The sequence below is a fragment of the Treponema sp. R8-4-B8 genome, from assembly GCF_054786175.1.
The window spans coordinates 167,592-187,058 of record NZ_BDHE01000490.1 but is presented as its reverse complement, the minus strand read 5'-3'; the positions used below and the strand labels follow the sequence as shown (position 1 = coordinate 187,058).

Below are 19,467 nucleotides of genomic sequence, written 5' to 3'. Positions count from 1 at the left end.
GAAAAAATATGGGCGATAAGCCGACTAAAAAACAATTATTTGATTTGGCTCAGAATTTGCTATTGCACGATGATATTATGGCTCGTTGTGTTTTTGGCGGAGAACAGGAGCAAAGAGCTTTAAACGACTTTGACGATTTTGAAATATTACGAAATGATAAACTTAAGCTAATCGAATGTATGGGAAATTTAACAACAATAGCGGGGGTTTTTTTATATTCAAAATTTAATCAATGGCGGGCGGGCACAGGCGCGAATCCAGATGATCCAGAACAGCCTAATGCCTTGTATCTAAAACGCTTGCTGGCAGGCGTTCAAAATACGGATACATATTTTGATCAGGCATCATCGGGGCTAAGGGTATTGCGTGTTTTAGATGGCCTATACGACAGTTTTGATATGAATTTTCATGTTATTAAATACATTATTATTAATTCGCAGATAGAGGCCGGCTTTAATTCAAAGAAAAATAAAGGATTATCGAAGCTTATCGGTTTTCCGTATGAGGAGTCTTTTCGCCTTACATGTGACCCCGAAAATAGTTTTAAAAAAGATGATTATCGCAATTTAGCTGAGGCTTTTAATATTATTTCCACGTATCGCAATGACCCTAATATAAAAATCACTTCCGGAACGGATAAATATAAATACGAAAATATCGCCTGTGATTTTCGAGATGTGTTTACTACTCTAGGATTTATGAAGCGCGTAAGCATCAACATAGATGGAGAGGGAAACGTCAATTTTATTGAAACTGCGGCGGATGGCAAGGAAAAACACATACCTTCTTATGGAGTGGCAAAAGTTTTTGAAATGAAAGAGGAAGGTGAATGTTCCGATGTTTACAAAGCGGGTAATGATTCATTTCACGATTATTCAATTAACTTTTATCTTTTAGAGAAAATTGAATACGAATTAAACACAGATACCATTAATTCTAGAATTATTTTCTCTTATCAATCCTTTAATGAAAGAGATTCAGTGCAGGTTTATTTTGATGAAAAGGACGGATTTGAACCGGAAGATTGTAAAAAAATTACGAGGGAAAAGTCGGCGGTTGATTGTTTTAAAAGGATCAGCGGTTATTTGCCAGGTTCGCGCACAGCGTCATCGTTTTTTCGCGGAATGATTACTACGTCTTACCGTTATCACAATGTATTAGCGCCGTCCATTGTTGATGCTATTGATATGGATAGAGAGGTTAAAAAACGAATATTAAATGAGTTTGTCAAAAAAAACGAGTCAACATTTAAAGAAGCGTTGGAGCCTACCTTTAAGACATTAGAGTTTGCAGGTGAAGTTTTTCCAAATGATTGGGACGGTAAGATTGATAAACTATGCGCTTATATTACAGATCATAAAAACAGATTTAAAAGAATAATCGACTGGGATACCTTGATGGCAAGAATTCTTATATATGAAGGGCCATCTGATATTATAAGGACTGTTTTATTACATGAAAGCACTAAAGATCTTATTAATGATAATGAAGAGCGGTTTAAAATTTATTCGACAGATGACCTTGATAAAATAGATAAAGTCTGCAAACAAATTATTGCAGAACTTGAAATGCGGTATATAGACAATATTTTTGAGACAGATATCATTATGAAAAATCAAGACAAAAGATTTAATGACTTGCAGCCAAAAGACATAAATTTATTCCCGCCGGATTATAAGATTAAGGTGGACTGTAAAGCCCTTGCACAATCTTACATAGATACGATTGTTACAACGCTGACGAATATAGATATAGGCAATAAAGACATTGGGATTGGAAATAATAAATTTGCGGAAAACAGTATTCATGACACGCTAGAAATATTCAAATCTGAAAATGACTCAATTAACACAGATAGGGCATTCTTACGAACAATTACCGCGTTTCTTTCGTTTTATGCCGGTATCTCTAAATGTTGCCCGCAGCGTATGAGTTATGAATTTGAAAAAAGCATTAAGAATCCATCTCCTGAAGAAACTGGAAAATGGAAAGAAAAAATAGAGAAAGAATTTTTCATAGGCGTATCCGAAAAAGCAAAGGACCTTGCAAAAAAATTCAAGGTGGAGAATGCGGTTGAAATTGCAATCAAGGAGCTTTGGGATTTTGCTAATATGCAATTTGATGATGTCCGGGTTTATAATGCCGTATTAGCGCGTCCGCCGGTAAATCCGACAAAACTTGCCAAAATTTTTGGTGATGTTAGGAAAAATAAAAAAAATAGAGATATCATTGTTATTGAAAATGAAGAAATCGACTTAGAGCAAGCAATAGAAAAAGGAACTCTAACAGAGTGCTTAGATAAAAAAGAATGTTTAAAAAAGGTAGTGAAATTTTTAGCTGGCGAAGATACATCTGAACAAAAACATAATGAAAGAAGCATAGATAAAAGTAATTATACTGGATACAAGGAATATGTTAAAAAAGTAGTATATCCGCAAATTGTAACTTATGCAAAACATCGTGAAGACGGCGATCTTAATAAAAGCTTAATTATGGATCATACCGGAGCGTTTGAAAAATGGCATGGCGGAGAAGTGCAAATACTTACAGAATTTGAATACAAAATAAACAACTCATATTACGTTCTGCCGAATATGAACCGTATAGAGACCGAGTGGTGGGTGGACCCAATATTAATTCCTTGCTTTGAATTTGATAAAACGGTAAGCGAAGCTGCGAGTGAGGGTATAAAATGAGAATTACAAACGAACAAGGCTTTTCGGAGAAATACGCGATTATTAGTTATTCTCATGCGGATTCCGAAAAAGTTAAACACGAATTGAAGATGTTTGACGACAATGGTATTTGTTATTGGTTTGACGAAAGCATGACGGCTGGTACGGAGGGGTATGACAAACAATTTTGTAAAATGCTTGATAATCAAAATTGTAAAGGTATTATATATTTTGTAAGCGATGCTTTTTTATTGTCCGAACCTTGTGCAAAAGAAATGGAATATTTTAAGAAAAACTATGGTATTGGCAATCCCGAAAAGTTTTGCCTTTTTATTTTACCTGCAGGGTATCCGTATAGTGATGCCGATATGATTTATGACAAAGTTGATAAATATGTAGTTGAGAAAAACGATGCGGAAATAAGAAAAATGTTACGTCATCTTAACAGTCATATTGATTTATTTTTAGATCTTAATCAGCACGGAACGGTTTTATATGCGACACTTGGCAATGTGAACAATTACATTAGTACTTATTGCGAAAAAGGGCAGACATTTTACAATGCGGATATAATATCCGGATATGAATACAGTTATGATACATTTGGTACTTTTCCGCAGATAGAAACAAAAGAGAATGACCTCAAAAAAATTGAATTTCGGGATGCGGATAAGAAACCCGCATTATATAAACCCGTTGAATGGCTTGTATTTGGTAATAATATATTGCTCAGTAAGAAATTGTTATTTGCGGTTGATTATTTAAGCCTAAAGTATCCGCTAGATAAAAATAATTGCAATAATAATAAAACGATTACAGAACAGATAAAGGATAAGTTTGACAAATATTTTCGTCAAGGCGATGACAAAAGAAAAATCAATAAGGTTCGCTTTTTATCAGAATATGAATTGCAGACATTACTAATGGGGGCAAGGGGAGATATAAAAAAACGCCGTGAAATTTTACTGCCAGATCCTACCTATTTCGCTCAAATATCCAACCGCAAGGATGTCCAAGCGTTTTGGCTTGCGGGCGATATAAACGACGCAAGGCGCGTTGACGTGGCGACGGAAAGTCTCTCTTGTCAAGAGGCTGGAGTCGAATTGTATTATGTAAGAATTGTCATTGAGGTTGAAAAATAAAGGGGTATTTGATAAAAATGAAACTTTATATTAATATAATAGAAATAAAACAGAAAGGGGGAAAAAATGCCAACTGAAAACTCTGATAGACGAACTGTTTATCGTCAAAGGAAAAAAAGCGGATGCTGCCCAAGATGCGGAAGCAAGGTTAGTAAAAAAAGCAAATACATCTATTGTGATGACTGCCGTGAGTTTTTTAGAAATTACAATAGTGAAGCGTCGGATAAAATAAACAAAATACGGAAAAAACGCTATGATCTGCGTAAAAAGAAACATCAATGTCCGCGCTGCGGTAAAAGTCTTGGTAAAAAATACGATAATATTATTTGCGAAGATTGTCTAAAAAAGCAATATAAATACAATTACGGAACAAAAAGACCAAGAAAAAAATAGATTAATTTATCTATTACAACATTGAAAACCCTAACTTTCACACAAGTCTAATTTACAAAGTAACATAATTTACAAAGTAAATTAATTTACTTCGTAACTTAATTTACTTTGTAATTATTTAAATGTTACAATCTATTATGGAAAGCCCCTGCTTGACGCATTACAAATCCTGCCGCCTGTGCCCTCGAAACTGCGGAGTTGACCGCCTTGCGGGAGAAACCGGTTTTTGCGGAGAAACTTCCGAATTGAGAATCGGGGCGGCTGTGATTCACAAAGGTGAAGAACCGCCGCTTGTCGGAACAGGCGGTTCGGGGACAATTTTTATCAGCGGCTGTAATTTAGGGTGCGCTTTTTGCCAGAATTACCAGATTTCGCAAGGCGAAGATGAAAAAACTTCAGGAAACGCCAAAAGTCTTGGTAAAATTGTTACCGCTCATGAGTTCGCGGAAATATGCGCCGCATTATGCGAAAAGGGAGCGGAAAATATCAATATTGTAACGGGGAGCCACGCGGTGCCGGCGCTTATCGAAGGATTTATCGCGATGAGAAAGGCGGGAGTTCAACTTCCGATACTGTGGAATTCATCCGCTTATGACGGCATAGAATCATTGGAAATGTTAAAGGACTTCGTTGACATCTACCTTCCCGACTTAAAAACATTGAATAACGAAGTATCGGCAAAATTTTTTAACGCGCCGGATTATCCCAATGTCGCTGTCGCGGCTATTTTAAAAATGATTGAATCAGCGGGTAAAAAATTCCCTAAAAACGCGCGTGAAAAAATTATTATCCGCCACCTCATTTTACCGGGTTATCTTGACTCTACGCGTTCCGTTCTGCGCTGGTTTGCAGATAACGCTAAAGAATACGCTATGCTTTCCTTAATGACGCAATATACGCCCATCCCCAACAGAAGACGGCAAATGCCGCAAAATTATTTATCGGCGCAAGAATACAAAACGGTAATCAAGTGGCTTGATGAATTTAAAATAGAAGATGGTTTCTGTCAGGAGCTTGTTACCGGCAGCGATTGGCTGCCGGATTTCAAGCGTCATAATCCGTTTTCATCGGAACTATCCGTACCGGTTTGCTTACCAGCCGAATTTTAACCCAAAGTTTACGCCCATACCGCCGCCTGACCAACTCTGAGCAAATGTTTGTGATCTAATATCTAAGCCCAAATCAATCTCCAACGCCCTTAGATTAAGAGCAATACCAAGACTGTTTACCCACATACGATCTGTAAAATTAATTCCGGCTTTAACCAGAAAAAAGTTAGCCAGATTTAAACACGCGTTAACGCCCCATTCTAAAGAAACCGGTTCATAATAAAGAGTGTTCACGCAGAATCCAATTATAGGAGTTACTGTAAGCAGTCTGGCTCCAAATAACGGACGCCAATCCGCGCGCGCAATCAATTTAAATGGACGGTATACGTCAATTACTTTTTTCCCGGTTTCAGTATCTCCGCCGGCTGTTTCAAAAGAAGAGAAGAAATCAGAGCCGTCTTGACTATCACCGCCAAGAAGCGTTATTGGTTTATCGCTGCCAATCCGTCCTTTTAACTCCGTATAATCTTCAATTTTTGACGATATTAGCGGAATATGGATTAGGTCTAAACTAACGTCAAAATCTAAGAACGGAAGGATTTTACTTAATCCAATTTCCTTGGCAAGCTGATATCCAACCCCAACGCTAAAATCAAACCCTGGCTTTGCAGTTAAACTAAAACCATCATTACTATCCAATGGAAATCCGGTATACAAACGTATGCCATAATCAATACACATTATAGTCTCTCCATTCGGGTAATCCAGCGTATACACAAGACTTGATGATGAATTGGGCGATGGCGTAATGTAGGCAAGCGTATAGAATAATGAAGGATTAACGTTTACCTTTAATTTCCATACGTCAAAAAGCGCGTTTATTGTTGCCGAACCAAACAAAGCGCCGCTTATGTCTGAATTATCATCTTTAGCCTTATGAAAGGTTAGCATATTTCCTGAAATGCCGATGATTCCCATCGTTTCAATATTTGTAGATAAACCAAAACCCCATCCTTTTTTGGATTTAAATGTAAAATAAAATGGAGTAACATTTAAACCTAAATTTAACTTGAAACCATCTGATAATTTATCTATATCGATAGAAACCACATCCTGAAAAACTTCCTTAATTGTTAAAAAATTATTGGCAAAGTTAAAATTAAAATTTGCAAGGCCTATTTCAAATCCTCGATCTTCCATCCCAAACGGTTTCTTTTTCCCAATTTCCATCGGATCGTCATCAAAAGATTCTACATCATCCGCGTAAAGGCAGAAGGAGTGAATAAAAAGGAAAATTACTAATAAAGTTATAAATTTTTTCATGTCTGTACTCCTTCTATAAATCTATTCTATATTTAATCTTAGCGCTAAAGATTACTCTGGTAGCGTTAAATTCCTTGGGGAATTTTATAGTTTTACCCCCAGGAAAACTCAATTTGAAATTTGGCGTAAAAGGAATATTTTTCGCAAGATTAATTTTCTTCATATCTTCTTCGGAAATAGCGAAAGGAAATGAAGTATCAGTTAAAACATTTCTAATTTCTATTTTATCGCCGCCTGCAGTTTGACTTGTAACAACTAATTCCGCTCCACTAAATGGATTTTGACTAAACTGAATTTCCAGACTCAGGCTTTTTATAATATCAGTTATCATGCTATCGGTATTCTGACTATCCCTGCCAAAAAGATCACTATCTGAACTGAATAAAGCGTCTTTAGGGAATTCAATTTCCGCTCCCCCAGCTTTAGCTATCAGTACAATAGGAAGCCAAATAGCGGCGTCAACCTTTATATGACCGCCCTGCAAATCCTCTAATGTAACTGTTTCACCCGCAGGAATATAAACCCTATATTCAACAGCAATATCTTTTCCATCTAATTTAAGGTTTTCAATCTTAAAACCGCCATCAGGTAAATCTGTGTCAGTATAGCCGTTATTCTTCCATGAATTGATATTAATTAATCCATCTGGAGAGGCGGTAATTCTACCATCATAAGTGTATTCCAAGTGCAACTCTCCATTTTCTTTAATTGAATAAAATTTAACATCTAGTTTTATTTTTTCTATAATATCCGTACCGGAAAAATAAAGTTTAATTATATTTCCATCAAACTCAAATCCGTCTAAAAGTGAACCTATGCTTGAAAACGGCACGTTTATAGGTTCGTCAGATTTTATTATATCTATTGAATTAGAAAGCGTAACAGGCTGATTAACCAATTCCTCTAATATCTCTCCTAAATCAATACCCGGTAAATCAGGAAGTGTTGGAAGCTCATCAGGTATTGACGGATCATAATCCAAATCAAAATCTTGATTAAGAAGTTCCATGTGAACTAAAAAAGTAAAATCATGTGTGTTTTTACAGGATAAAATTGTTACACCTTCTTGATTATTATCATTAATTGCTTTATCAAGTAAATCCGTAAACATACTTCCGATTTCTACTTTTTCGTCAAACCGAACCGAAGGGTTGCCTTTAATTTCAACTGCTGTCGGCATTTTATAATCACACGCGAAGAAGAGCAGAACCAATAGAGATGAAATTAAAAAAATGATTTTTTTCTTCATATTTTGTACCTCGTAATAATAATATAACACATATTAAAAATAATGTCCATAATATAGAATAAATGTCTATAATAAACTGATACGATTATTTTGCTCGCTGCCTTCGCACTTCATACAACAACACTCCCGCGGCTACCGATACATTGAGCGAATCAATTCTGCCGGATGAGGGTATCCCTACCATGCCGTCGCACTTCTCGCGCAGAAGACGGGAAATGCCGCCGCCTTCACTGCCCATGACCAGCGCTATTCTGCCGCTTAGATCCACTTTGTAGGCAGGCTTGCCTTCCATGTCGGCGCCGTAAATCCAAAAACCGGCTTCCTTTAAATCTTCCATCGCGCGTACAAGATTGGGCGTCTCCGCCTGAGCGACCCATGAAACGGCGCCAACAGATGTTTGTGAGATTATCGGGGCTTGTTTCGCGTTCCGGCGATTACGGCTAATTACTAAATCAACCGCAAATTGATCGCAACAGCGAAGGATAGCCCCATAATTATGTGGGTCGGTAATTTCATCAAGAATAAGAACAAGCGCGTCTTTACAAGCCGCAGTATCGTCGCCATCGCCAAGCTCTGCGATAAAATTTTCAAGGCTGATGTCCGCGCGGCCTGACGCGTCTTCCACTTGCAGGGCGATGCCACGGTTGTCGGGCGCGATGCCGTCAAGGTCAAATGTGCCTGTCCGCTCCAAACGAATTTTATTGTTGACCGCAAGCGTGACAATTTCCTTCGCGCGGGGACCTGCTTTTGCGACAAGCAACGGGCCGCAGGATTGCCCCGATTTAATTCTTTCCTCAATGGCATGAAAGCCAGTTAAAAACGTCATATTGTTTCTGCTTTTTCATTCTCCGCTTTTTTGGCGAAAGTCGATCTTTTTGACCCCATTAATATGGAAACAGGCTCCATAATAGGGATGTTTTCGCATACTATTTTTATTATTACCATCATTGGAACGGCGAGAATCATTCCCGCAAAACCCCAAATGTAACCCCATATTGCCACGGAGGCAAGCACCACAATCGGCGATATTCGCATATTATCGCCGATAATTTTTGGATCAAGCACGTATGTTATCATGTTGGTAACAAGTATGATTGCAACAACTAGAATTATAGGTCCTGGCTCCGGCCAAAACTGGAGAAGGGCAAAGAAGGAAACTGTAACGCCGACAACTATGCTGCCAAGAGTCGGTATAAAATTCATAATGAACTGGATTACTCCCCAAACAATGGCAAATTCCAATCTTGCAAAACTTAAACAAAGAGCGAGAACCACGCCGTTTACAAGTGAAATAATAAACTTTGCCGCCAAATACCGCGCAACTTGGGATATAATATCGTTTCCCATGCGGTCAATGCGCGCTATTCGGTGTTCGAACGCAAGCAGCAATTTTTCTCTAAAGAAGCTTGCTTCCAATAACAGAAACACCATAAAAAGTACAACTAACACGGCGCTTGAAATAAATTTTAAAGATATATTAGAAAATGAAATAGTGAAGTTTCTGACAAAAGTACGAATCCCCTCCTGTCCCCACAGGTTTTGCCAAAAGCTTAAATCTTCATCGTTTGGAAGATCCAGTAACCGCGCCAGCCAATTATAAATTTCATTAAAACGGTTTTCGTAATTTGGAAAGTGCGTAACGATCATTCTTCCCGATGAGAAAAGCACCATTCCTAAAATGTACATTCCGGTAATAATGACGAAAACAACCAGTAAAATAGACAAAAACAAAGGACAGTGAATTTTTTCCATTGCTTTTATTAACGGATACATTACAAATGCAAGTAACGCTGCGATTGTAAACGGTAAAATTACCGTTGAAGCTATTTTTAAAACTGCCGCCGCGAAAATTACGCAAATAAAAACCATCAAAAAAAAGACGGCGCGGCCCGAATGAAAAGTTTTTAGTACTTTATTCATATTTAAAGTATGTCATAAATTACAAAATTAAGCAATGGTAAAAAAATGCTTGACCCTGAGCCCAAAAATTATTATTTTTATATTAGCTGATGATAGAGTTTAGATGAGTTCATCAATTTCTACATTCATTTAATCATCTACACAATCATGCATCTTATGTGTATACCTGATGTCTATATCAGTGCCCCCCGGGTTTCCTCACCTCCTTTTCCCGGGGGGATTTTTTTTATATCTGCAACCGTATTCCAAAAGTAAAGCCGTAACACTCGCTTAAAAAGTCATACATTCCGGTTAAATCAAGTTTGATAAATGAAAGATTTATTGATAATCCGCCAAATCCGCGGAAACTCCAACCTGTTACTTCATTGATTTGAGAGAAACCGTTTTCATTAATACCGCTGATGCCAAACCCTTCTAATTTATCTTTTGCGGAACTAAGATCAACCTGTTGTCCTTGTTCGTCTGTCACATTTATTTTTGATTTTACTCCGTATCCTGCGTTTGACCACGCATAAGAAGCGCCTACGCCAACGTATGGAGTTATGACTAATATTTTAATTGAAGCTTGGGCTTTAAAATCCAGAGCTTTTGTCTCCCAATTAAGTCCGAGTACTGGTTTTGGTATATTGAGCGTTAGAGTATCAGTTCCAGTTGGTACGCTGAATGATAAATCAGCAGTGCCTGGCACTGGCATTGCCATGCCTCCCTTTAAATAGTTAAAGCCGCCGCCAACTGATAATTTAAATGGAAATGTTTTTCCTTTAATCAGGGCGTATCGTATATCGGCGCCGACAAGAAGATAATCCATGGTAAAATCAGGAATATCTGTTTTTAACAGCCCGTTAATAAAATCGGGAGTAAAATGTAAATACCCAAATTTTACGCCAATGTCAAAGGGAAGAATAAATCCTCCTATTCTGGCATCAATAGTGTAGCCCGGCAGTGAGAAGCCGCCTATGTTTACTTTTTCCGGTAATGGGACATGAAACATATTTAGCAATCCGTTTAAAGAGCCAAAGTTCATAGTTGTAAACCCGGCATTAACTCCAATACCAAAATGAGGCGGAAGCGCAAAGAGCTGACCGATATACGCATCAGACCAATTTAACCCCCTTGCTGAATTAAATGGTAATGATTGAGCTAATGCGTCTGTAAAATCATTAACTTTTTCTTTTAAATCCCCAAGTCCAACTTCCGAAAACACAGGCATAGCAATTAGTAAAATTATTACCGCAAATAAGCATAATATTTTTCCAGTTTTATTCATTTTGTCCTCCAATTATAATTTAATATTTAAGTGTAAGGCATTAAATGCCGCTTATTTTTAATATATCACAAAAATAAAAAAAAATCGTGTATTAACCACTTAAAACAAAGGTTTTTTTCTTGTCAAAACAATACATTATGACAATAACATTGATTTTGTCAATTTGAATATTTTTCTTTAGGGATTACTGAATAATACCGGTTTCTTCCAAACTGATAAGCCCGTGTACAAGCGAGAAAATTACCGTCTGTACGCGGTTATTAGTTTTTGTCTTATGTTTGATAGAAGCGATATAATTTCTGATTGTGCCAGTACTGAGATTCAGATAATAGGCTATTTCATCGTCAGAAAACCCTTTTGCGATGTACCCTACGATACTGCGTTCAGCGGAAGAAAACTCAAAATATTTTTCTCTGTTTTCCAAAAATTGGCCGGGGAATTGTTTCATTAATGTTATTGCATTAATAATCTTTGTTGTAATAGAAGCGCTGATAAAGTACCCGCCCAGAGACACTATTCTTACCGCGTGGAGTATTTTATTCATATCTGAACCTCTGAGCATATAACCAAGTATTCCCGCCTTGAGGGCTTTTCCAGCATATTCATTTTCGTCTTTATCGCATATCATAATAATTGCCGTATTGGGAGATCTTCTGTGTATAATTGGCGCAAGTTCCGCCCCATCCATTACTGACTGCATTAAATCCAAAATCAACACGTCAGGTTTTAATCGTTCAGATTTTATTATCGTATCGGTTTCATCTTTTTCAACGCCGATTATGTTTAAGCCGTTTTGACTGTTAAGCGAATTAAGGATACAATGAAAACCCTCATTATCATTTGAGGTAACAAGAACACTTGTCGTATTTCCCAAATTTTATTCCCCGTATATAAATAAATTACGAATTACCGTTTTAAAAGTCAAGAAAATTAGGATTTTACCGTTATTATTGCGCTATTGGCTAAAAATTTATTTTTATTTATACTGATGTTGTTCGGAAACTTCAATTTGCGAACAACTACATTATATCAAGGAAATTTCATGGCAAGGAAAGGTAAAATTACTATCGACCGTGATATGTGCAAAGGATGTCTGCTTTGCGTCCGTTCATGTCCGGTGAAAGTATTGGAAGCGGATAACGAGTTAAATTCATCAGGCACATATCCCGTAAAAGCGGTAAATATGGAAAAATGTATCGCCTGCGGCAACTGTTACGAAGTTTGTCCCGATGTGTGCATCGAAGTTTACGAATTATAAGGAAGTAAAATGAGCGAAAAAGTTTTAATGAAGGGAAACGACGCGATTTCCGAAGCCGCGATAAGAGCCGGTTGCGCCGCATATTTTGGGTATCCTATCACTCCTCAAAACGAAATACCCGCCTATATGGCAAAGCACATGCTTGATCGCGGGCGAATTTTTATTCAAGCGGAGAGCGAGACTGCCGCGGTAATCATGGTTTACGGCGCGGCGTGCGCTGGCGTTAGGGCGATGACCAGTTCTTCAAGCCCCGGCATAAGTCTTAAACAGGAGGGTATGTCCTATGCCGCCGGCGCGGATGTTCCGTTAGTGCTTGTTAATGTCGTCCGAGGCGGTCCGGGGCTTGGCTCGATACAGCCCGCACAGAGCGATTATTTTCAGGCTACACGCGGCGGCGGACACGGCGATTACCGGTGCATAGTGCTTGCCCCAAAAAGCGTGCAGGAGTGCGCCGATCACACCTATCTTGCGTTTGACCTTGCCGACAAATACCGTATGCCTGTAATTGTTCTTGCAGACGGAATGATCGGGCAGATGATGGAAGGGTGCATACTGCCCCCTGAAAAAACAGTCCCAAAATACGAATGGTCAGCCGGAGGCATGGCAAAAACAAAACGAGACGCGATTCACATCACTTCTCTGGAACTTGTTCCGGAAATTCTTGAAGCAAAAACAAAAGAACGTTTTAAGCGTTACGAAGCCGTGAAAGCCGCCGAAATCCGCTATGAAGACAACGGTTGCGCCGATGCCGATTTGATTTTAGTCGCCTACGGCACTTGCGCCCGCGTATGCCTTGGAACGCAGATGATTGCCAAAAAAGAAGGCATTAAACTCGGCATTTTTAGGCCAATCACTTTATGGCCTTTCCCCTTCGACGCTCTTGGAAAAATTGCAGCTAACGGAAGGCCTATACTAACCGTGGAAATGTCAGAGGGCCAGTTAGTTGAAGACATAAAACTCTCCGCTTACTATGCCGGTTCAAAATCTGACATTCATCTTTTAGCCCATTCAGGCGGAATTATTCCGGCAGAAGAAGAAGTTTTTGCTAAAGTAAAGGAAATTTTAAAAAAATGAAAAAGTTATACGGATACCCAGAAAGTTTAAAAAAGATACAGACCAAGTACTGCGGCGGTTGCGGGCACGGAGTAATTCACAGAATTATAACCAGTGTAATAGACGAGTTGGGTTTAAGAGAAAAGGCAATTATCACTCATCCCGTCGGCTGCGCTATTTGGGCAGATTTGTATTTTGATTTTGACTCCGTGCAGCCGCCGCACGGACGCACCCCCGCCGCAGCAACCGGCATAAAGCGCGTTCATCCCGATCACCTTGTAATTTGCTATCAAGGAGACGGCGACATGGCGGCCATCGGCACAGCTGAAATGATCCATGCGGCAAATCGCGGCGAAAAATTTACCACGATCTTTGTAAACAACGCGATTTACGGCATGACCGGCGGACAAATGGCTCCCACCACATTGTTAGGTCAAAAAGCGACAACCGCCCCTTATGGACGAGACGCGGACGCCGCCGGAATGGGCTACCCGCTTAGAGTTTGCGAACTTCTTGCCACGTTAGACGGAACGCGCTACATCGCCAGAAGCTCCGTTCACAACGCCGCGCAAGTTCGCAAAACCAGGCAGTACATAAAAAAAGCCTTTGAAGCGCAAATGGCGGGAATTGGCAGCACAATGGTAGAAATCCTTTCCCCCTGTCCCACAAATTGGACAATGGACGCCGTACAAGCGGTTGAATGGCTGGAAAAAGAAATGATCCCCGTGTTTCCGTTAGGTGAAATTAAATGCCGGTTGTAATAGATTTGTAACTTTCGCAGTGTCGCTGTTCATTACTAATTGTTAATTTTATTTGCCCTTGCTCATAACTGCCAATTACAGTATATTTAAATTAAGGAGTAATCCATGCCGCAAGCGCAAACCATGACCCTTGACGAAAAACTGGCTATTGGCTGTAAGGCCGCAGAATTAAGGAAAGCCGGAGATAAAGAAGGAGCCACTCGCCTTTTAAGGACAGCCCCTATGCCTCCGTATTTGGCAAAAGTTGCCAAAGAAAAAATAGGCGCGGATTTTCTTATAAAGGGCGGTTGGAATTTGTCAGAAGCGGAGGCGGAATTTGGCAAAGATTGGCTTAGTAAGTAGTATATATGATGCAGCGTTAGCCATTGATTTTGGCAGAAAAGGGCTTGCCACCAGAGGAAAAGCTGAAGAAGGGCGATTATCTTACGAATCTTCGACCCAAAATCCCCTCTTCCTTTTTTCTTTCTTCATTTTTCTTTTTTCTCTCACTCTTCTTTGTGTCCTTCTCTTCCTTAGTGTTCTTCGTGTGAAATTCTTCTCTCCTTCTTCCCTCTTCTTTGTGTCCTCCTCTTCCTTTGTGCTCTTGGTGTGAAATTCTTCTCTATCTTCATTGAAAAAAATAAACAAAAACAGTACCATAAAAAAATAAATCGACAGGAGTCTAACAAAATGACAGAAAAAAGCTTTTTCGCCGGATTTGGCGGTCAAGGTATCATCTCTCTCGGGCAATTATGGGTATATTTTGCCATGCAGGAAGGGAAAAACGTTACTTTTTTCCCATTTTACGGCGCTGAAAAACGCGGAGGCATCGCCCGCGCCAGCGTAATCGTCTCTGATGAAGAAATTGCAAGCCCACTTGTAACAACGCCGGACTCAGCCTTGGTAATGAACACCGATTCCCTGCCTCTTTGTGAAAAAATGCTCAAAAAGGGGGGGCTAATTGTGCTAAATTCGACACTTGTTAAGGAAGATCCCTCCAGAAATGACCTAAAAGTCGTTAAAATCGAGGCTACTGGCATAGCTGAGCAGATTGGAAACCTGCTTTTTGCCAATATGGTGGCGCTTGGGGCTATGGCTAAGCTAACAAATGCCCTTATTTTGACCGATATTGATAACATACTGGAGAAATTCTTTCCAACTGACAAGCGGCAGTTCATACCAATGAACATAAAAGCTATCAGAGCGGGATTTGACTCGGTATAAATGTTTTTATTGACAATTACTGCGCCACCTTGTAAAATGGAAGGGTAATTACAGGAGCTTGAATGGCCTCAGTTCATGAGTATAAACGACTGGAAAATAAAATCGTCCAGAAGGTGATAAACGCCGCTAATAATGCAGTTATCTTTATTGGCAAGTGTTTTAAAGCCATCGGAAGGTTTTTTACCAGACGTTATACGGTAGTTTTTGTCCCTCATTCAGAAAAAAGGGTCTATAACCTTCATGTGACCATTCTGTCAATTTGCTGTTTTTTACTGGTAGTTTTTGGCATTCTTGGGGCGTTTTTCTGGTACAGCGCGACATACAGCAGCACCATGTACGCGATGGCGAACAAGGACGGACGGCTTAAAGACACACAGGCTTCTCTTGATCAGTTACGTGACGAGACAGCGCACCTTCTTCGCGTTGCCCGCAGTTTTGAAAGCTCTCTTTCCGGCGTGTTATCGGCGTTAGGTTTAGGTAATAATAATTCTCTGTCTAAAAATAATTCTGGCGATTTAAGTTCATTCCTCGGTATAAAGGAAACGCCGCAAGGGCTTATTCAGGAAGTTGACGACGTTAGGCGATTAGCCGCGTATCTTTCCGAAGCGGTGGAACCAATTACTGAGTTAGGCGCTCTTATGGATTCGCAAAGCGCCCTGTTGACGGAGATTCCAAGTATCTGGCCGGTGAAAGGCGGGATAGGGCATATTACAATGTTCTTTGGGCAGAACATTCACCCGATAACAGGTCAATGGCACATTCACAGGGGCATTGATATTGCGACTTACCGTTCTGGCGATCCGATAGTAGCAAGCGCGGATGGCCAGGTGGTTACTGCCGAATACACTTACGATTACGGCAACTTTATCATTATCAGGCACAAGCATGGTTATTACACGCGTTACGCGCACATGCTTCGCTTTAATGTAAATGTCGGCCAACGCGTTCAGCAGGGCGAGGTAATCGGCTATATCGGGAATACCGGTGTTTCCACCGGCCCACACCTGCATTATGAAGTACACATAGGTTCTGATGTTGTAGACCCGTACAGATACATTACCATTCGTAACAGCCTGGCTAAACAAGGACGTTGACAGCTAATGGCGCAAGATAGTTCCGATTATTCAATTAACACGATAATAGGTCCCAATACCGGTTTAACAGGTGATATTGAAACCGGAGGCTTTACCCGCATTGACGGAAGCATTCGAGGCGATGTGAGGGCGAAGGGCAGAGTTGTAATAGGGGAACGGGCAAGGGTAAAAGGAAATGTTACGGGAACAAATATCACTATCGGCGGGGTAGTGTACGGAAATATTGTCTCGGACGGGCACCTTGTAATTCTTTCCACGGCTATAGTTATCGGCGATATTATCACCCGCCGCATTCAGGCGGACGACGGCTGTTTTATAAACGGTATGGTTTCCGTATGCTCCACAGACGAACGCTGGACAAAAACAATGTCAGAGCACAAAGACGCGCAGGGAATAAAATCGGCCCTGCCTGTTTTCCATAAAGCCTATGTCTAAAATTGACGGAACAGATCCTTCTATATACATGAATCCCGGCACTTTTGGCCAGGTAAAAGAAGAGAAAAAACCCAAAGGCATACGTCGAGGCGGAAAGACTGAATTTTCCGAGCTTTTTGACAGTTTTCGCGGTAAAACTGCGGATGAAATAGGCCCGCTTAAGAATCTTCCCGCGTCGGATGAAGCGGTTAATGTTTTAATGGACGAAGTCCGAGACGCTGGCGATAGATTAAAAGACCGTCCCTTTGGCGAAGAAATAATGCGTTACAAGCAGGCTGTCCGTAATTTTATCAATTATGTAGTGCAGAATTGCTATTCCAAAGAAAATGACGAGGGCATTTTAAATAAATTAAAGCCGGGTTTTAAGGGGCGAAGAACCACTCCCGAAGCGACAGAAGCAAAACAATATGTTAAAATACAAGTGATAGATAAAAAACTGGAAGATTTGGCGGCAATGCTTCTTTCCGGTCAGCGGCGCCAGATGGAGTTGGTTTCACGTCTTGAGGAAATTAAAGGTCTTCTGATAGACTTGTTACAGTAGGTAAATATGAGTGATTATGACGAATATGAAGATATAGAAGATGATATTTCCTCGCTTGAAGATAACCGTAACGAGATAAAGTTACAGGAGCGCGACGTTATAACGGGAGCGGACGCGGGAATAGAGTCCATTGCCCCCGACGCTCCCATTTACAGATTACGGCTTTTATATTCACAGGAGACTTTCCTTGCCGTTTACCGCGAAGACAACTTAAGCCACAATACGATGGTTATAGTGCCTACCCGTTACGGCCGCGACCTTGCACAAGTTATCGGCTCGGTACACGGCAAACTTCCTTCGGTTTCAGAAATTGCCTGGATTGTCAGGGCTGCGACTCCCGAAGATTTGGAAAAATCGCGTAACAACAGCAAACTTGAAAAAGAAGCGTTTGATATTTGCAAAAAGAAAATAGCGAATCACAAACTGGAGATGAAGCTTGTTCTTGTACACTATCTTTTGGAAGAGCCGAAAATTTTATTTTTCTTTACCGCAGAAAACAGGGTTGACTTTAGGGAACTTGTAAAAGATTTAGTCAGCGTGTTTAAGATGAGAATTGAACTGCGTCAGATTGGCGTGCGCGACGAAGCCAGGGTAACAGGCGGCCTTGGAGTCTGCGGAAGAGGCTATTGCTGCCATTGCGTATCCGACAAATTAAAACCCGTATCTTTAAAAATGGCAAAGGATCAAAAACTGTCCCTTAACTCCGTAAAAATCTCCGGTCCCTGCGGCCGTCTTTTATGCTGTCTTTTCTACGAATACGGCTTTTACAGCGAACAACAGCGCAACCTGCCGCAAGAAGGCATGAAAGCCACCTTCAATAACGAAACATGGAAAATAGCCGAAGTAAACCCCATCGCCTGCCAGATAAAAATCGCTCACGATGACGGACGGCAAGTAACTGTTCCCGCTTGTCAGTTTGAAAGAATTGATAATCACTGGAAAGTAAAAAACACTCCCTAAACCTCTTCTTTGTGTTCTGTGTGTGAACTCTTTACGAATGATCCATCGTTTTCCTGTTGCATAAAAAGAAAAAAATTAATCGCAAAATATTTAAAAATGGTGTATAATGTAGAATCAATTAAATTTAGCTAAGGAGTTTTTATGAACAGAAAAGTGTTTTTAGCGATTGCCTTAATGGCAATGGTGTTAGTTTTTTCATGTGCCAAAAAAGAAGAGCCTGAAAATGATTTTCGGGTAAAACCATTGGATGGCGGTAAAATATTGGAGATTATAGCGTATACGGGAAAAAAACAGACCGTTGTCATTCCTGCACAATTACATGGATTACCCGTTGCCGGTATAGGGAAAGCTGCATTTCAGAAAGATGAAATAATTAGAGTTACAATACCCATCAGCGTGACTACAATTGGGGATAGGGCATTTGCTGAAAATATGCTAACCAGTGTAAATGTAGGAAGCAGCGTGGACACTATTGGAGTAGAGGCATTTGCTAATAATTTGCTTGTAAGCGTAAATATTGGCGGCAGTGTGACCGCTATTGGGGATAGAGCGTTTAGGGGCAACCAAATTACCGGCGTTAACATACCTGGCAGTGTAATTACTATTGGGGATTTGGCGTTTTTTGATAACAAAATCACCACTTTAAATATTTCTAAAAGCGTAACTTCCATTGGGACTGAGGCATTTTCCGGAAATCCAATTACCAATCTTTCCGTCGCTTCAGGTAATGCCGTATTTACTGATAATAATTCTTGTCTTATTAACAAGAATGTAAACCAGTTAGTTCTTTATTATGGCATTGAAAAAGACGTTACCATACCTGAAGGAGTAACAATTATTGCGGCCGGGGCATTTTTCGCAAAGCAAATAACCGGTGTTATTATTCCTAACGGCGTGATTACTATTGAAAATAGGGCATTTTTAGAAAACGAACTGACTGCGGTTACAATTCCTAACACTGTGACGACAATAGGGGATGGTGCGTTTTATGAAAATAAAATCGCCAGTATTACCATTGGTGGGGGTGTTAATGTAGGGAGATTATCTTTTGACGATTCTTCTTTCTACTATGCCTACATCAATTATGGACGCAGGGCTGGAACTTATATCTTCCGCAATGGTTATTGGGCAAGACAATAGTAAT

21 protein-coding genes are annotated in these 19,467 nt (G+C 39.9%); 14 read left to right on the top strand and 7 right to left on the bottom strand.

Annotated features, from left to right (window positions below; genetic code table 11):
* Positions 1 to 179: 179 nt before the first annotated feature.
* From ACYVRA_RS17690 to ACYVRA_RS17675, 4 genes are all read left to right on the top strand, one after another.
* Positions 180 to 2,696, top strand: a complete 2,517-nt coding sequence (locus ACYVRA_RS17690; protein ID WP_461254063.1) for a hypothetical protein — start codon at positions 180 to 182, stop codon at positions 2,694 to 2,696.
* Positions 2,693 to 3,817 carry a hypothetical protein gene (locus ACYVRA_RS17685; protein WP_461254062.1) on the top strand — a complete coding sequence of 375 codons (1,125 nt, stop codon included), beginning with the start codon at positions 2,693 to 2,695 and terminating at the stop codon, positions 3,815 to 3,817. The genes ACYVRA_RS17690 and ACYVRA_RS17685 overlap by 4 nt, the downstream gene beginning before the upstream one ends.
* A gap of 66 nt (positions 3,818 to 3,883) precedes the next feature.
* Positions 3,884 to 4,210, top strand: a complete 327-nt coding sequence (locus ACYVRA_RS17680) for a hypothetical protein (RefSeq protein ID WP_461254061.1) — start codon at positions 3,884 to 3,886, stop codon at positions 4,208 to 4,210.
* Positions 4,211 to 4,332: 122 nt separating this feature from the next.
* Positions 4,333 to 5,319, top strand: a complete 987-nt coding sequence (locus ACYVRA_RS17675; protein ID WP_461254060.1) for a radical SAM protein — start codon at positions 4,333 to 4,335, stop codon at positions 5,317 to 5,319.
* On the opposite strand, the gene ACYVRA_RS17670 is transcribed toward ACYVRA_RS17675, so the two are convergent.
* From ACYVRA_RS17670 to ACYVRA_RS17645, 6 genes are all read right to left on the bottom strand, one after another.
* Positions 5,302 to 6,582, bottom strand: a complete 1,281-nt coding sequence (locus tag ACYVRA_RS17670) for a hypothetical protein (protein ID WP_461254059.1) — start codon at positions 6,580 to 6,582, stop codon at positions 5,302 to 5,304. The genes ACYVRA_RS17675 and ACYVRA_RS17670 overlap by 18 nt on opposite strands.
* 13 nt (positions 6,583 to 6,595) lie before the next feature.
* Positions 6,596 to 7,831, bottom strand: a complete 1,236-nt coding sequence (locus ACYVRA_RS17665) for a hypothetical protein (protein ID WP_461254058.1) — start codon at positions 7,829 to 7,831, stop codon at positions 6,596 to 6,598.
* Positions 7,832 to 7,916: 85 nt separating this feature from the next.
* Positions 7,917 to 8,657: a 23S rRNA (guanosine(2251)-2'-O)-methyltransferase RlmB gene (gene rlmB / locus ACYVRA_RS17660; RefSeq protein ID WP_461254057.1), complete on the bottom strand. Its 741-nt coding sequence runs from the start codon at positions 8,655 to 8,657 to the stop codon at positions 7,917 to 7,919.
* Positions 8,654 to 9,751, bottom strand: coding sequence for an AI-2E family transporter (locus ACYVRA_RS17655; RefSeq protein ID WP_461254056.1), 1,098 nt, complete (start codon positions 9,749 to 9,751; stop codon positions 8,654 to 8,656). Before ACYVRA_RS17655 ends, rlmB begins: the two co-directional genes overlap by 4 nt.
* A 226-nt stretch (positions 9,752 to 9,977) precedes the next feature.
* Positions 9,978 to 11,018, bottom strand: a complete 1,041-nt coding sequence (locus ACYVRA_RS17650) for a DUF6588 family protein (RefSeq protein ID WP_461254055.1) — start codon at positions 11,016 to 11,018, stop codon at positions 9,978 to 9,980.
* Positions 11,019 to 11,202: 184 nt separating this feature from the next.
* Positions 11,203 to 11,892: a response regulator gene (locus tag ACYVRA_RS17645; protein WP_461254054.1), complete on the bottom strand. Its 690-nt coding sequence runs from the start codon at positions 11,890 to 11,892 to the stop codon at positions 11,203 to 11,205.
* 168 nt (positions 11,893 to 12,060) lie between these two features.
* Between ACYVRA_RS17645 and ACYVRA_RS17640 the strand changes: the two genes are divergently transcribed.
* From ACYVRA_RS17640 to ACYVRA_RS17625, 4 genes are all read left to right on the top strand, one after another.
* The gene (locus ACYVRA_RS17640; protein ID WP_461254053.1) at positions 12,061 to 12,276 is read left to right on the top strand and encodes a 4Fe-4S binding protein; all 216 of its coding nucleotides are present in this window, start codon (positions 12,061 to 12,063) and stop codon (positions 12,274 to 12,276) included.
* 9 nt (positions 12,277 to 12,285) lie between these two features.
* Positions 12,286 to 13,350: a 3-methyl-2-oxobutanoate dehydrogenase subunit VorB gene (vorB, locus tag ACYVRA_RS17635; protein WP_461254052.1), complete on the top strand. Its 1,065-nt coding sequence runs from the start codon at positions 12,286 to 12,288 to the stop codon at positions 13,348 to 13,350.
* Positions 13,347 to 14,090 carry a thiamine pyrophosphate-dependent enzyme gene (locus ACYVRA_RS17630; protein ID WP_461254051.1) on the top strand — a complete coding sequence of 248 codons (744 nt, stop codon included), beginning with the start codon at positions 13,347 to 13,349 and terminating at the stop codon, positions 14,088 to 14,090. Before vorB ends, ACYVRA_RS17630 begins: the two co-directional genes overlap by 4 nt.
* Positions 14,091 to 14,195: 105 nt before the next feature.
* Complete coding sequence (locus tag ACYVRA_RS17625; protein WP_461254050.1) at positions 14,196 to 14,432, top strand: hypothetical protein; 237 nt, start codon at positions 14,196 to 14,198, stop codon at positions 14,430 to 14,432.
* A gap of 81 nt (positions 14,433 to 14,513) precedes the next feature.
* On the opposite strand, the gene ACYVRA_RS17620 is transcribed toward ACYVRA_RS17625, so the two are convergent.
* Positions 14,514 to 14,729, bottom strand: a complete 216-nt coding sequence (locus ACYVRA_RS17620; protein WP_461254049.1) for a hypothetical protein — start codon at positions 14,727 to 14,729, stop codon at positions 14,514 to 14,516.
* Positions 14,730 to 14,759: 30 nt separating this feature from the next.
* On the opposite strand from ACYVRA_RS17620, the gene ACYVRA_RS17615 reads away from it, so the two are divergent.
* From ACYVRA_RS17615 to ACYVRA_RS17590, 6 genes are all read left to right on the top strand, one after another.
* Positions 14,760 to 15,293, top strand: coding sequence for a 2-oxoacid:acceptor oxidoreductase family protein (locus tag ACYVRA_RS17615; protein WP_461254048.1), 534 nt, complete (start codon positions 14,760 to 14,762; stop codon positions 15,291 to 15,293).
* 62 nt (positions 15,294 to 15,355) lie between these two features.
* Positions 15,356 to 16,387 carry a M23 family metallopeptidase gene (locus ACYVRA_RS17610; protein WP_461254047.1) on the top strand — a complete coding sequence of 344 codons (1,032 nt, stop codon included), beginning with the start codon at positions 15,356 to 15,358 and terminating at the stop codon, positions 16,385 to 16,387.
* Positions 16,388 to 16,393: 6 nt separating this feature from the next.
* Positions 16,394 to 16,822, top strand: coding sequence for a bactofilin family protein (locus ACYVRA_RS17605; protein ID WP_461254046.1), 429 nt, complete (start codon positions 16,394 to 16,396; stop codon positions 16,820 to 16,822).
* Positions 16,815 to 17,363 (top strand): YaaR family protein, encoded by a 549-nt coding sequence (locus ACYVRA_RS17600; protein ID WP_461254045.1) that lies wholly within the window; start codon positions 16,815 to 16,817, stop codon positions 17,361 to 17,363. The genes ACYVRA_RS17605 and ACYVRA_RS17600 overlap by 8 nt, the downstream gene beginning before the upstream one ends.
* Positions 17,364 to 17,369: 6 nt before the next feature.
* Complete coding sequence (locus ACYVRA_RS17595; protein ID WP_461254044.1) at positions 17,370 to 18,323, top strand: PSP1 domain-containing protein; 954 nt, start codon at positions 17,370 to 17,372, stop codon at positions 18,321 to 18,323.
* A 141-nt stretch (positions 18,324 to 18,464) separates the two neighbouring features.
* The gene (locus ACYVRA_RS17590; protein WP_461254043.1) at positions 18,465 to 19,463 is read left to right on the top strand and encodes a leucine-rich repeat domain-containing protein; all 999 of its coding nucleotides are present in this window, start codon (positions 18,465 to 18,467) and stop codon (positions 19,461 to 19,463) included.
* Positions 19,464 to 19,467: the final 4 nt, after the last annotated feature.